Origin of the sequence: Aeromonas lacus (genome assembly GCF_000764665.1) — a bacterium.
Classification (GTDB): domain Bacteria; phylum Pseudomonadota; class Gammaproteobacteria; order Enterobacterales; family Aeromonadaceae; genus Aeromonas; species Aeromonas lacus.
The window spans coordinates 12,266-25,586 of record NZ_JRGM01000141.1 but is presented as its reverse complement, the minus strand read 5'-3'; the positions used below and the strand labels follow the sequence as shown (position 1 = coordinate 25,586).

11 protein-coding genes are annotated in these 13,321 nt (G+C 59.2%); 8 read left to right on the top strand and 3 right to left on the bottom strand.

Going from position 1 to position 13,321, the window contains the following annotated elements; genetic code table 11:
* The first annotated feature begins 7 nt into the window (after positions 1-7).
* Positions 8-1,606, top strand: coding sequence for a BCCT family transporter (locus tag LG31_RS0113965; protein WP_033115068.1), 1,599 nt, complete (start codon positions 8-10; stop codon positions 1,604-1,606).
* A 119-nt stretch (positions 1,607-1,725) separates the two neighbouring features.
* On the opposite strand, the gene LG31_RS0113960 is transcribed toward LG31_RS0113965, so the two are convergent.
* Complete coding sequence (locus LG31_RS0113960) at positions 1,726-2,964, bottom strand: multifunctional CCA addition/repair protein (RefSeq protein WP_033115067.1); 1,239 nt, start codon at positions 2,962-2,964, stop codon at positions 1,726-1,728.
* Between the two features lie 248 nt (positions 2,965-3,212).
* Here LG31_RS0113960 and mutY point away from each other — a divergent pair, with 248 nt between their 5' ends.
* From mutY to mltC, 3 genes are all read left to right on the top strand, one after another.
* Positions 3,213-4,265 carry an A/G-specific adenine glycosylase gene (mutY, locus tag LG31_RS0113955; protein WP_033115066.1) on the top strand — a complete coding sequence of 351 codons (1,053 nt, stop codon included), beginning with the start codon at positions 3,213-3,215 and terminating at the stop codon, positions 4,263-4,265.
* 8 nt (positions 4,266-4,273) lie between these two features.
* Complete coding sequence (locus tag LG31_RS0113950) at positions 4,274-4,546, top strand: oxidative damage protection protein (RefSeq protein ID WP_005343152.1); 273 nt, start codon at positions 4,274-4,276, stop codon at positions 4,544-4,546.
* Positions 4,547-4,661: 115 nt separating this feature from the next.
* Positions 4,662-5,765: a membrane-bound lytic murein transglycosylase MltC gene (gene mltC / locus LG31_RS0113945; protein ID WP_033115098.1), complete on the top strand. Its 1,104-nt coding sequence runs from the start codon at positions 4,662-4,664 to the stop codon at positions 5,763-5,765.
* Positions 5,766-5,853: 88 nt separating this feature from the next.
* Here mltC and LG31_RS0113940 read toward each other — a convergent pair whose 3' ends face one another.
* The gene (locus tag LG31_RS0113940) at positions 5,854-6,240 is read right to left on the bottom strand and encodes a YgiW/YdeI family stress tolerance OB fold protein (RefSeq protein WP_033115065.1); all 387 of its coding nucleotides are present in this window, start codon (positions 6,238-6,240) and stop codon (positions 5,854-5,856) included.
* Positions 6,241-6,575: 335 nt separating this feature from the next.
* On the opposite strand from LG31_RS0113940, the gene LG31_RS0113935 reads away from it, so the two are divergent.
* Entirely contained in the window at positions 6,576-7,598 is a 1,023-nt protein-coding gene (locus LG31_RS0113935; RefSeq protein WP_033115064.1) for an SGNH/GDSL hydrolase family protein, read from the top strand.
* Positions 7,599-7,852: 254 nt separating this feature from the next.
* Complete coding sequence (ompA, locus tag LG31_RS0113930) at positions 7,853-8,896, top strand: porin OmpA (protein ID WP_033115063.1); 1,044 nt, start codon at positions 7,853-7,855, stop codon at positions 8,894-8,896.
* A 121-nt stretch (positions 8,897-9,017) separates the two neighbouring features.
* On the opposite strand, the gene LG31_RS0113925 is transcribed toward ompA, so the two are convergent.
* A complete protein-coding gene (locus tag LG31_RS0113925) occupies positions 9,018-10,040 on the bottom strand; it encodes a GGDEF domain-containing protein (protein WP_033115062.1) in 1,023 nt (340 codons plus the stop codon).
* Between the two features lie 134 nt (positions 10,041-10,174).
* Between LG31_RS0113925 and rnr the strand changes: the two genes are divergently transcribed.
* Together rnr and rlmB are read left to right on the top strand one after the other, a co-directional pair.
* A complete protein-coding gene (gene rnr / locus LG31_RS0113920; protein ID WP_033115061.1) occupies positions 10,175-12,574 on the top strand; it encodes a ribonuclease R in 2,400 nt (799 codons plus the stop codon).
* Complete coding sequence (gene rlmB / locus LG31_RS0113915) at positions 12,571-13,320, top strand: 23S rRNA (guanosine(2251)-2'-O)-methyltransferase RlmB (protein ID WP_033115060.1); 750 nt, start codon at positions 12,571-12,573, stop codon at positions 13,318-13,320. The genes rnr and rlmB overlap by 4 nt, the downstream gene beginning before the upstream one ends.
* Position 13,321: the final 1 nt, after the last annotated feature.

The window sequence follows — 13,321 nt, the reverse complement described above, 5'->3', positions numbered from 1 at the left end:
AGGCTGGATGAGAGCAAGCAAAGGGCTATTTAAAGGCCTCAACCCCACCATGGCCATGACGGCGTTGACCGTCATCACCCTGTTTCTGCTGTTCGGGGTCTTTGTCCCCGAGACCGCCGCCAGCTGGTTTGTCGGAGCCAAGGATCAGATTATTGCCGGGTTCAAGTGGTACTACATTCTGGTGGTCGCCCTGTTCCTGTTCTTCGCCGTCTACCTGATGTTCAGCCGCTTCGGCAACATCCGGCTGGGCGACGACGACCAGGTACCGGAGTTCGGCTACTTTGCCTGGTTCGCCATGCTCTTTAGCGCGGGCATGGGGATCGGGCTGGTGTTCTGGAGCATCGCCGAGCCGATGAACCACCTGCAGGGCAACCCTTTTATTACCGAAGGGATGACCCCGGAAGCGGCCCAGATCGCCATGCGCCTTACCTTCTTCCATTGGGGTCTGCACCCCTGGGCAATCTATGTGATCGTCGGCCTGTCGCTGGCCTTTTTCAGTTATCGCCGCAAGTTGCCGCTGGCGATCCGCTCTGTGCTTTACCCCATCCTCGGCGAGCGCATCTACGGTTTTTGGGGCCATGCGGCCGATGTACTGGCGGTGTTCGGCACCGTGTTCGGGGTGGCGACTTCCCTCGGTCTAGGGGTCTCCCAGATGAACACCGGCCTCAACCAGATGTTTGGCATGGAAGTATCGCAAACGAACCAGCTTTGGCTGATTGGTGGCATCAGCCTGATCGCCACCCTCTCGGCGGTCTCCGGGGTCGGGCGCGGGGTGAAGATCCTCTCCGAGCTCAATATCTGGTTGAGCGTGTTCGTGCTCGCGCTCTTTCTGGTGCTGGGGCCGACCACCTATATCCTCAACGCCTACGTGCAGAACATCGGTGATTACCTGCAGAACATCGTCAAGCTGAGCTTCTGGACCAACACCGAAGCCAATGGCACCTCGGCCTGGCAGTCGAGCTGGACGGCGTTTTACTGGGGCTGGTGGATTGCCTGGGCGCCGTTTGTCGGCATGTTTATCGCCCGCATCTCCAAGGGGCGCACCATCCGCGAGTTCGTGCTCGGTGTCTTGTTGGTTCCCTCGCTGCTCGGCATGTTCTGGCTGACCGTGTTTGGCGGTACGGCGATGAATCTGGAGCTGTTTGGCGGTGGCGGCGTGGTCGCGGCGGTCAATCAGGATGTGACGCTGGCCCTCTACAAGACGGTCGAGCTGCTGCACTGGGAGACCTTCGGCTGGATTGCCAAGGCCGTGCTGACCCTGCTTATCTGCACCTATTTCATCACCTCCAGTGACTCGGGCACGCTGGTGATTACGACCCTGCTCTCCATCGGTGATCAGGAGCCGCCGGTACTGCACCGTGCCGTATGGGGGCTGGGACAGGGGCTGGTTGCCGCCATCCTGCTGGTCTCAGGCGGCTTGGCAGCCTTGCAGGCTGCCAGCATCATAGCCGCGCTGCCCTTCTCGGTGATCATGCTGGCGATGTGCTATTCGCTGATGCTGGGGCTCAAGCAGGAGAGCCAGCGCCAGTTCGAGTATCGCCAGAACCTCAAGCGCCACGATGGCTCATCCCATATGAGCCTGATGGAGCGAATTGGTCCGGCATAACGGTATCAGCAGGGGGTTAACGCCCTGTCACAGGTAAACCTGGATGCAAAACGGCCGCCCTGGCGATGCCCTCCTTGCGGAGCTCATCATCAGGGCGGCCGTCTGTTATGGGGCCGAGGTTACTCTTCGATAAAGGTCCACTCATCCTTGATGCGGCTGATGGCATCGGTCCGCTTTTTGGCGAGCTGCTCCTTGATCTCTTCCCCCTTGTAACCGGCAGCCACTATCTCTTTTACCGGCACTGCCTGGGCGGCTGCCAACGCTTCGGCCACGTAGTCCGGCTCGGCGTAGACCCTCTCCTCGAAACCGGTGCGGCCATGGAAGTCGGCGCGGCAGGCATCCAGCAGCTGGGCAAAGCGCTCGGGGCGGCGCCAGGCATCAGCCTTGTCGAACACCTTGAGCAGGGTAGCGGGCTTGAGCTCAAAGGCGATGTGGATGTGGGTGTGCAAATCGCTCACCAGCAGCGCCAGATCCCGGCACTCATTGGGTACCCTGAACCGCTCGCACAGGGCGCGAATAAGCGGCAGCCCCTTCTGGCCGTGTCCGTGATGGCTGGGCCAGAACTCCTTGGGGGTTACTCCCTTGCCAAGGTCGTGGCAGAGGGCGGCAAAGCGGACGGTCAATTCCGGGGAGATCCGGCACGCCTGCTCCAGTACCATCAGGGTGTGGATGCCGGTGTCGATCTCCGGGTGCCACTTGGCCGGGGCGGGGACGCCGAACAGGGCATCGATCTCGGGGAAGAGTGCCTTGAGGGCGCCACACTGGCGCAGCACCTCGAAGAAGATCTGTGGGGTTGGCCCCAGCAGCACTTTTTCCAGCTCCTTCCAGACTCGCTCCGGCGTGAGGTGGGCCAGCTCGCCAGCCGCTGTCATTTTGCTCATCAGGGCGAGGGTCTCTGGCGCGATGACAAAGCCCTGGGCGTGGAAGCGGGCGGCGAAGCGGGCGACCCGCAGGATGCGCAGCGGGTCTTCGGCAAAGGCGGGGGAGACGTGGCGCAGCAGCCGTTTTTCCAAATCCTTGATGCCACCGTAGGGATCATGGAGCTGGCCCTGATCATCCTCGGCGATGGCGTTGATGGTGAGATCCCGGCGCAACAGATCCTGCTCCAGCGTCACGTCGGGGGCGGCATGGCAGACAAAACCGGTGTAGCCCTGACCCTGTTTGCGTTCGGTGCGGGCGAGGGCGTACTCCTGCTGGGTTTTGGGGTGGAGGAAGACAGGAAAGTCGCGACCGACCTGGGTAAAGCCCAGCGCCAGCATCTGCTCCACGGTGGCGCCGACCACCAGATAATCCCTGTCGCCCTGCGGCAATCCCAGCAGGCGATCCCGCACTGCGCCCCCAACCAGATAAGTCTGCAAACCATCTCTCCCATCAACAATCGTGGGGCCGAGTATATCGTCTTTGTTACTGCATTGCTGCCCGGCCGTGACCGGGAAAATGTGGGGTAATCGAGTGTGTCAGCAGAGCTTTGACTTGGGCGTGACGAGGCCGTACCCTGCCGCTCCAGATGGCTGGCTCTGTATTGCGCAATTGCTTTACTACCGAACAGCCAAAATGAGCCGAAGGAACCGCAGAGTTCCCTTTATATCAACGACATGAGAACAACGTGAATCAATCAACCTTCGCAAGCCGGGTTCTGGAGTGGTACGAGCTTCATGGCCGCAAGAGCCTGCCCTGGCAGCAGGCGAAGACTCCTTACCGGGTCTGGGTCTCGGAGATAATGCTGCAGCAGACTCAGGTCGCTACCGTGATCCCCTATTACCAGCGTTTTATGGCGTGCTTTCCCGATGTGGTGGCGCTGGCCGATGCCCCCGTCGATGAGGTGCTGCACCACTGGACCGGGCTTGGCTACTACGCCCGTGCCCGCAACCTGCACAAGGCGGCCCAGCAGATCCGCGATCACCATCACGGCCTCTTTCCCGAGCGCTTTGACGAGGTGATGGCGCTGCCGGGCATTGGTCGTTCAACCGCCGGTGCTGTGCTGTCGCTCTCCCTCGGTCAGCCTCACGCCATTCTTGATGGCAACGTAAAGCGGGTACTCACCCGCTGGCTGGCGCTACCGGGCTGGCCCGGCCAAAAACAGGTGGAGAACGAGCTGTGGGAGATCGCCATCCGGCTCACGCCCAAGCTGGGTGTGGCGCAATACAATCAGGCGATGATGGATATCGGGGCAACGATCTGCACCCGCAGCAAGCCTGCTTGCGAGCGTTGCCCGGTGCGGGCCGATTGCCAGGGGCTGTCGCAAGGCAACCCGACTGCCTATCCCAACAGCAAGCCGAAGAAGAGCATTCCGGCCCGAGATGGCATCATGCTGCTGATCCGTCATGGCGACGAACTGCTGTTGGAGAAGCGACCGCCGCAGGGGATCTGGGGTGGGCTCTACTGCTTCCCGCAGGTCGCCTCGCAGGCGGAAGTGGAGGGTCTGCTGGCGTCCCTTGGCCTGAGTCATCACGGTTATCGGGAACTGGCCGGTTTTCGCCATACATTCAGTCACTTCCACCTCGATATCCAGCCGCTGCTGATCGAGATTGAGGCGGCGCCAGCGCTGCGCCTCATGGAAGCAGATAACCGACTCTGGTATAACTTACGCCATCCTGCCGAGGTGGGGCTGGCGGCCGCCACGGCCCGTCTGCTCGCCTATCCGGAGCTACAACCATAGAGGTCAACATGAGCCGTACTGTATTTTGCCAACGCCTGAAAAAAGAGGGCCCGGGCCTGGATTTTCAACTCTACCCGGGTGAACTCGGCAAGCGGATTTTTGACAACATCAGCAAGGAAGCCTGGGCCGAGTGGCAGAAGAAGCAGGTGATGCTGATCAACGAAAAAAAGCTCAATATGATGAATCTTGAGCATCGTCAGTTGCTGGAAAAAGAGATGGTCAGCTACCTGTTTGACGCGGGTGAAGTGCAGATCGAGGGTTATACCCCTCCCAGCCAGTAAGCAATCGAGCTGTAGTACCTGTGAGCGGGGAGTGGAGCCAAAGGTGGTCAGCCTCCCCTTGTTTACTCGCGGCATATGAATGATGGGCGGCACTGCCGCCCTGTTTGAGGATCCTATGGGCCGAATTTTCTGGCTGCTGTGCACCCTGCTGTTTCTCTCTGCCTGTTCATCTTCTCCCAAGCCCAGCGGGAATGAGGATGACGATCTCGTCAACGGCAAGGACATCCGCGGCTTCGAACACATGATCAGTGCGCTCTCCCATAACGTGAACGAAATATGGGGACGAGAGGCGCTGTTTGCGGGCAAGTATGACTACGTCAAATACACGGATCAGTACAAGAGCCGTGCCCACATCGACTTCTCCAGTGGCCATATCATGGTCGAGACGGTATCTGGCATAGATCCCCGTGCTCACCTGCGTCGCGCCATTGTCGAGACCCTGCTGACACCGGACGATCCGGCCGAAGTGGATCTTTACTCCGACCGCGAGATCATGCCCGGCGGTGAGCCTTTTCTTTATGGCCAGGTGGTGGACAATCAGCGTCAGCCCATTCGGGCATCCTGGCGTGCCGAACGTTACGCCGACTACCTGCTCAACACGGCGATGAAGAAGCGTACCCTTGGTATTCGCACCATCTTTTTCGTTGATATCCCCATGGTGGCCAACCACGAAGACAGACGGGGCTACAAGTACGCCAGCCTGATCCGTGAAGCCTCCCGCAAATACGGGGTCTCTGAAAGTCTGATCTATGCGGTGATCAAGACCGAGAGCAGTTTCAACCCCTATGCGGTGAGCCATGCCAATGCCTACGGCCTGATGCAGGTGATCCCGGCGACGGCTGGGCGTGATGTCTACGTGCGGGTCAAGGGCAAGAGCGGTCAACCGACCCGGGAAGACCTGTTCAATCCGGCCTACAACATCGATGTCGGGACGGCTTATCTGCATCTGCTGCAGACCGTCTATCTGTCGGATATTCAGGATCCCCAATCTCGTCGCTATGCGGTGATCTCCGCCTATAACGGCGGGGCTGGCGGGGTGCTCAACACCTTCTCCAGCGATCGCAAGGCGGCGCCCGGCATGATCAACCAGCTCTCACCCGAGGCGGTGTATCAGGTGCTGACCGAGCAGCATCCCAAGGCGGAGGCGCGTCGCTATCTCTACAAGGTCAATCAGGCCGAGAAGGGGTTCAAGCGAACATTTGCCAGCCGTTCCGGTTAACGGGTCGCAGCGGTAGAACGGAAAATGAAAAAGGGCGCTTTCAACAGCGCCCTTTTTTACGTCTGGTCAGTCAGGGGTAATCCCGGCCTTACTTGGCGATGAAGCCACCTTTGGCCTTGGGCGCCGCGCCCACCTTCTCCAGGCTTTCCACATCAAGCTCGGTCTTGTTCCAGCTGTGGTCCACCTCGCCACGGATGCGGATCAGGTCGTCCGGTCCGACCTCGGTGCCGCGCCATACCTTCTCGTCCACTTCGACCTCTACTTCGCCGCTCTCGTCGCGGAACAGGTAGTTTTCACCGCCGAGGTGCTTGACCAGCTTGCCCTCCAGCGTGGCCCAGCTGTCATCGGCCAGATCCTTGAGTTGCGCCACGGAGACCTTGTTCTGCTCCATCGGGCCCGTGTAGGCCGCCATGGCGAAAGAGGATACGGACATCAGGGTCAACATTCCGATAATGGCTGCGCTTGCTTTGTTCATTTCATACTCCTGTCGTTGGGATGGGGGCATTGTGCAGAGGGGGGCGTGAAACAAGCGTGAAAGCATCCGTTTTATTTGCGAGAAGGTGATAAATCAAAAAATGCGCGCTTTTTTCGACAGCGACCGGACTCGAAGCGGGTTAAAAATGGGAGAAGAGAGCACATGTTTTGTGAGCGCAATCGATTCTATTGCGCGAAAGGGTAGGTGAAGGTTTAGCCAGATCGCTAATCTGTCGTCTTGATCAGGCGTCAGTGGAGATCTGTCTCTTCCCAAAGAGATCTCCGTTCGAGGAAAGCGAGCAGGGGTAACCCTTGCCGAACAATGAGAATAACAAAATGAAAAAGTGGCTTGTTTGTTTATTGGGGTTGATGGCATTGACCGTTCAGGCGGTCGAGCGTCCTGCCTTTTCCCGTATCGTGATGTTTGGCGACAGCCTCTCCGATACCGGCAAAATGTACCAGAAGATGAAAGGGTATCTACCCTCCAGTCCCCCCTATTTCAAGGGGCGTTTCAGTAATGGGCCAGTCTGGCTGGAAGTGTTGCAACAAGAGCATTTCCTGGGGCTTAAGCTGGCCAACGAGGCTGAAGGCGGTGCCACTGCGGTGGCCTATAACCACCTTGGCCCCCTGAATGGCTGGCTTGGCTTCTGGTCCTGGGATCCCAAGTATCAGGTGATCAACAACCTTGAGTACGAGATCAAACAGTTTCTGAAAAAAGACAAGTTCCGCCCCGATGATCTGGTGGTGATTTGGGTAGGGGCCAACGACTATCTGGCCTATGGCTGGAACAAGGAGAAGGATGCGGATCGGGTGGTCGCCACCATTCAGGCCGCCGCGAATAATCTGGTTTTAAATGGGGCCAAACAGATACTGCTGTTCAACATTCCTGATCTGGGGCAGACCCCGTCGGCTCACAGCATGAAGGTGGTCGACAAGGTGCGTCATGTGGCCAAATACCATAACCAGCGTTTGCAGGCGCTCACCAACGAGCTTGCCCCTCTTGGCATCGTGAAGCTGTTCGAAGTAGACAAGCAGTTTGACGAGATGGTGCGCGACCCGCAGCAGTTCGGGCTCAGCGATATCGAACATGCCTGCTACGGCGGTGGCTATGTCTGGAAGCCCTTTGCCAAGATGCCGAAAGCGGCGGCGCTGACGCTGCCGGAGCAGCTTGCCATTGTGAGCAACCCGATCCTGGCGCAGGCAGTTGTCAGCCCCGAGTTGATGCGGGCGGCAATGACGGCCAATTGCGAGGGCAACATGTTTTGGGATCAGGTGCACCCGACTCGTACCGTGCATAAAGTTCTGGGTCAGCGTGTGGCCGATTTTATCGAGCAGAACTACGAGTTCATCCGTCAGTAACACCCCTTCCGGGCCAGCGACAGGCTGGCCCGTTTCCCCGCAGAATGATGCATTCATCCCTTTCTTGGTCAAATAACAGACATTTGTTGCTGTTTTTGTGATGTCATTGAGTTAAAGTGTTATTTGTTAATTGATATCAGATACTTGAAAATAGGCTAACGTTGATATGCTGCGATCGTGTTTGTGCGATTGCGCCTATAAGACGAGGTGATATCAATCAACCTCCTCCTACATAAAGTTGCAGAGGCTAAGACATGAAAAAATCATTGATTACCTTACTGGTTACCGGTTTGCTCGCTGCCAACGCACAGGCGGCCGGTCAGGACAACACCTGGTATGGCGGTGCCAAACTGGGCTGGTCTAACTTCTATGGCATTGATGAAAGCAACGCTTTGACTCTTGGCAATGAGACCAATGATGCTCTGGGCGCCGGTGTGTTTGGTGGCTATCAGGTCAACAAGAACTTGGGGATCGAGCTGGGCTATGACTACCTGGGTAAATATAAATACGATGCGGTGAAAAGCGGGGCAGCATTCAGTGATGAAGTCACTGCACAGCTGGCGCAGTTGACCCTCAAACTGGGCTTCCCGGTGACCGATAGCTTGGATCTCTATGGCCGCGTTGGTGGTGGTTATGGCTGGGCGGATGCCAAGAGCGATGTCTTCAAGGATGACAGCCGCTTTGTTGTCGTAGGTGCTCTGGGTGCTGAATATGCCTTCAACCGCGACTGGGCTGCTCGCCTCGAGTATCAATATTCCACTCCGTATGGCAGCCGTGACGACACCGGTCTGCGTATGGACAACGGCCTGCTCTCGCTGGGTGCTGTCTATCGCTTCGGTCAGGTTGCTCCTGTGGTTGCCGCACCTGCTCCTGCGCCGGCACCAGCACCCGAGCCTGTTATTGTCGAGAAGCAGTTCACCCTGAGCTCCGACGTGCTGTTTGACTTCAACAAGGCAACGCTGAAACCGAAAGCCAGCGAGGCTCTGGACAACCTCTACAGCCAGATTGAGTCTGCGCGTCCGAAGGATGGCGTCGCTACCGTGATCGGTTACACCGACCGCATTGGCTCTGACTCCTACAACCAGAAGCTCTCCGAGCAGCGTGCCCAGACCGTTGCCAACTATCTGGTTGGCAAAGGGATCCCGGCCAGCAAGGTCAATGTGGAAGGGCGTGGCAAGGCTTCCCCGGTTACCGGCGACAGCTGCGTCAGCAAGTCCAAGCGCGAGCTGATCGTCTGCCTGGCTCCGGATCGCCGTGTCGAAGTGAAAGTGGAAGGGGTCACAGAGGCCCAACAGTAATCGTCTGATTGGTGCCGCCTTGGTTCCGGAAACCCTGGCGGCACTGGGAAGGGATGAAGAAAAGCCAGTCAGTGACCTGACTGGCTTTTCTATTGGGGAAGATCCGGCAATTCGACGGCTCTCAGGAGGGGAGTGGCATGACCCTGTTACGGCCCAGCTCTTTGGCCTTGTAGAGCAGCTTGTCGGTTCGTTCGACCAGACAGTCGGCACTCTCCTGACCGTTGAACTCGCCCACGCCGAACGAGGCGGTGATGTGATCGATGCGTCGGCCTGACTTGCGATCCAGAATCGACATCCGTTCGATGGCGCGGCGCATGCTCTCAGCCATCTGTCTGGTCAGCGCCAGATTGCGATGGGGCACCAGCATGGCGAACTCTTCGCCACCCAGCCGATAGGCAGTCACGCCCTCCTTGCAGGCATCGCGCAGCCGCTTGCTGAAGGCGCGCAGCACCTGATCGCCAAGCAGGTGACCATATTCGTCGTTGAAGTTCTTGAAGCGGTCGATGTCGGCAAGGATCAGTGAGAAGGGCTGCTGGCTGCGGATCAGGCTCTCCAGTTCGAGATCAAAGGCACGTCGGTTGAGCAGGCTGGTGAGGGCATCCTCGTTGGCCAGTTTGCGGGTCTCGTTGAGTGCAGCCCGCAACTCCTTGATCTCCTTCTCGGCATTGCTGAGCTGGTTGCGAAAGTGCATGGTCGACATGCGCACATCCCGCGACTCGCGCACCAGATCACGCAGGATCCCCATGGTGTCTTCCAGACTGAAGCCTTCGTCGTCGATACGGCTCAGCTTGTCGAAGCTCTTGTCGAGCATCTCCTGAAACATGCCGGTATCCGAGATGGCATCCTGCATGGAGTGGCCCAGCTCGTTTGCCATGGCGGCGAGGTTGAGCTTCATCGCCTCCATCTGCTTCTCGTCCTGAGCCGCCAGATATTGGTGATAGAGGCGCTCGCAGGTGGTGAGGGAGCAGGTGCCCTGCAGCTTGACCGCCTGATCGATCGCCTGATTGAGCTCGGGCATGCTGGCCGCAACGTAGTTGTACCAGAGGTGATAGTTATCCGGCGTCGTGGGGATCTGGTACTTGATCATCAGGGGAACTGCCTGCTTGAGATAGGCGGCAGATTGGGCAAATGTGTCCTTACTCATGAGTTCTGTGTCTCATCATGCCAGCGAACTGAAGATAGTATGACAGAGAGATTGGCCAAAAGGCAGTCGATGGATGCCATTCGCCCCCCCCTCCGATATAATGGCACCGTTACCACCTACCCTAAGGCCTGCTTATGTCTCAAAAAGATCCTTTCCTCGAACGCGAGGCCGAAAAATACGAGAATCCCATCGCCAGTCGCGAGATGATCCTCGACCTCATCAAGGGCCACGAAAAACCCATGTCACGGGAAGAGCTGGCCCAGGTTCTCAAGCTGACCGATGAAGAGCCACTGGAAGCCCTGCGTCGCCGTCTGCGTGCCATGGAGCGCGATGGACAGCTGGTCTTCACGCGCAACCAGTGTTACGCCCTGCCGGATCGCTTGAATCTGGTGAAAGGCTATGTACTCGGCCACAAGGATGGCTTCGGTTTCCTGCGTCCCGAGGGTGGTGGCCCGGATCTGTATCTGAACAACCGTGAAATGCAGCGTCTGATGCACGGCGACTATGCGCTGGTGCAGCCGACCGAAATCGACCGCAAGGGGCGTCAGGAAGCGCGTCTGGTGCGTCTGCTCAAATCCCGCGAGGCGGATATCGTCGGCCGTTACTTCGTCGAGAACGGCGTCGGTTTCGTGGTGCCGGATGACAGCCGCATTGGTCAGGACATCATCATCCCGGAAGGGGAGAACAAGGGGGCTCGCCAGAGCCAGGTCGTGGTCGTGCGCATTAACCAGCGCGCCACTGCCCGCTTCAACGCGGTCGGTACCGTGCTGGAGGTGCTGGGTGAGAACATGGCGCCCGGCATGGAGATCGAAATCGCCCTGCGTACCCACGGCATTCCGCACACCTGGCCGGAAGAGGTGACCAAAGAGGTTGCCGGTCTCGGCGAGCAGGTGCCGGAGAAGGCGAAAGAGGGTCGTATCGACCTGCGTGCTCTGCCGCTGGTCACCATCGACGGGGAAGATGCCCGCGACTTCGATGACGCCGTTTTCTGCGAAGCCAAACGTGGCGGTGGCTGGCGCCTGTGGGTTGCCATTGCCGACGTTTCCGCCTATGTGAAGCCGGGCACAGCCCTCGACACCGAAGCCTATCAGCGTGGCAACTCGGTCTACTTCCCCGAGTTCGTGGTGCCCATGCTGCCGGAGGTGCTCTCCAACGGCCTCTGCTCGCTCAACCCGCAGGTTGACCGCCTCTGCATGGTGTGCGAGATGACCATCTCCGCCTCTGGCCGTATGTCCGGCTACAAGTTCTACGAAGCGGTAATGAACTCCCACGCCCGTCTGACCTACACCAAGGTGGCGGCGATCCTCGACGGGGATCCCAAGCTGCGTCAGCAGTATGACCCGCTGGTGGGCCATATCGAGGAGCTCAACAACCTCTACAAGGCGCTCAAGCATGCCCGTCATCAGCGCGGCGCGGTGGAGTTCGAGAGCGAGGAGACCCGCTTCATCTTCAACGCCCAGCGCAAGATCGACCGCATCGTGCCGCTGGTGCGCAACGACGCCCACAAGATCATCGAAGAGTGCATGATCCAGGCGAACGTGGCTGCCGCCCGTTACATCGAGAAGAACGAAGCTGCCGCCCTGTTCCGGGTGCACGACCGTCCGGGTGAAGAGCGTCTGACCGGTTTCCGTGACTTCCTGGCCGAACTCGGTCTGGAGCTCAAGGGCGGTCTTGAGCCCGAGCCGAAGGACTTCGCCGAGCTGGCTGCCAAGTTTGAAGGGCGCCCCGATGCGGAGCTGCTCTCCACCATGCTGCTGCGCTCCATGCGTCAGGCCATCTATCAGGCCGACAACATCGGTCACTTCGGTCTGGCCCTGAAGTCCTACGCTCACTTCACCTCGCCGATCCGTCGCTACCCCGACCTGATCCTGCACCGCGCGATCAAGTATCAGACCGCCAAAGAGCAGCAGGCCAACCTGCGCCACAAGTGGACTCCGAGCGGTGGTTACCACTACCAGCTGGAAGAAGTGGATCCGATGGGCGAGCACTGCTCCATGACCGAGCGCCGTGCCGACGATGCCACTCGCGATGTGGCCGACTGGCTCAAGTGCGAGTACATGCTGGATCACGTGGGTGACGAGTTCGACGGCGTCATCGCCAGCGTCACCGGCTTTGGCTTCTTCGTGCGTCTGGCCGAGATCCACATCGACGGTCTGGTGCACGTCAGTACCCTCACCAACGACTACTACCAGTTCGACCCGCTGCACCAGCAGCTGATTGGCGAGAACTTCCGCCGCCGTTACCGTCTGGGTGACAAGGTGCGGGTCAAGGTGATGGGCGTCAATCTGGACGATCGCAAGATCGACTTCGTGATGGTGGAAGAGCCCCTCAAGGCCACCGGCAAGAACGCCAAAGAGATGGCGCGCAAGCAGGCCGAGATCAAGAAAGAGAAGGCCAAGAGCGCCGAGCGCCACGAAAAGCGCAAAGAGAAAGATGGCAAGGATAGCGGCAAACCCGCCAAGGGTGGCCGTGCCAAACCCAGCAACAGACGACCGGGCAAAAAAGCTCGCGATAAGGCCAAGAGCACTAAATGAGTACTGAACTGATCTACGGCATTCACGCTGTTACCGCGCTGCTGGAGCGCACTCCCGAGCGTTTCATCGAAGTGTGGGCCCTCAAGGGGCGGGATGACGACCGGCTGCAACCCCTGCTGGCCGAGCTGGAATCCCTCGGCCTCAAGGTGCAGAACGTGAACCGCAAGACCCTTGATGACAAAGCGGAAGGCAACAATCATCAGGGCATCATGGCCAAGGTGATCGAAGCGCCGAAGCTCGCCGAGCACGATCTGGCCAGCCTGCTGGACGAGCTGGCGGCACAACAGAGCCAGCCCTTCCTGCTGGTGCTGGATGGCGTGACTGACCCGCACAACCTCGGCGCCTGCCTGCGCAGCGCCGATGCCGCCGGGGTGCACGCGGTGATCGTGCCGCGGGACAAGGCCACCGGCCTGACCCCGATCGTGCGCAAGGTCGCTTGTGGCGCCGCTGAAGTGGTGCCGCTGATCCAGGTTACCAACCTGGCTCGCACCCTGCGCGAGCTGCAGGAACGCGGCGTCTGGATCGTCGGCACTGCTGGCGAGGCCGATCACGACCTCTATCAGGCCAAACTGACCGGCCCGATGGCGCTGGTGATGGGCGCCGAGGGCAAGGGGATGCGCCGTCTGACCCGCGAGCACTGCGACGAGCTGGTGAGCATCCCGATGGCGGGGGCGGTATCCAGCCTCAACGTCTCGGTAGCGACCGGCGTCTGCCTGTTTGAAGCCGTGCGTCAGCGTCGCGGTTAAT

Coding starts and splice junctions, on each gene's coding strand:
- LG31_RS0113950 (WP_005343152.1), top strand. CDS start 4,274: ATGAGCCGTACTGTATTTTGCCAACGCCTGAAAAAAGAGGGCCCGGGC.
- LG31_RS0113940 (WP_033115065.1), bottom strand. CDS start 6,240: ATGAACAAAGCAAGCGCAGCCATTATCGGAATGTTGACCCTGATGTCC.
- LG31_RS0113925 (WP_033115062.1), bottom strand. CDS start 10,040: ATGAGTAAGGACACATTTGCCCAATCTGCCGCCTATCTCAAGCAGGCA.
- ompA (WP_033115063.1), top strand. CDS start 7,853: ATGAAAAAATCATTGATTACCTTACTGGTTACCGGTTTGCTCGCTGCC.
- rnr (WP_033115061.1), top strand. CDS start 10,175: ATGTCTCAAAAAGATCCTTTCCTCGAACGCGAGGCCGAAAAATACGAG.
- rlmB (WP_033115060.1), top strand. CDS start 12,571: ATGAGTACTGAACTGATCTACGGCATTCACGCTGTTACCGCGCTGCTG.
- LG31_RS0113935 (WP_033115064.1), top strand. CDS start 6,576: ATGAAAAAGTGGCTTGTTTGTTTATTGGGGTTGATGGCATTGACCGTT.
- LG31_RS0113965 (WP_033115068.1), top strand. CDS start 8: ATGAGAGCAAGCAAAGGGCTATTTAAAGGCCTCAACCCCACCATGGCC.
- mltC (WP_033115098.1), top strand. CDS start 4,662: ATGGGCCGAATTTTCTGGCTGCTGTGCACCCTGCTGTTTCTCTCTGCC.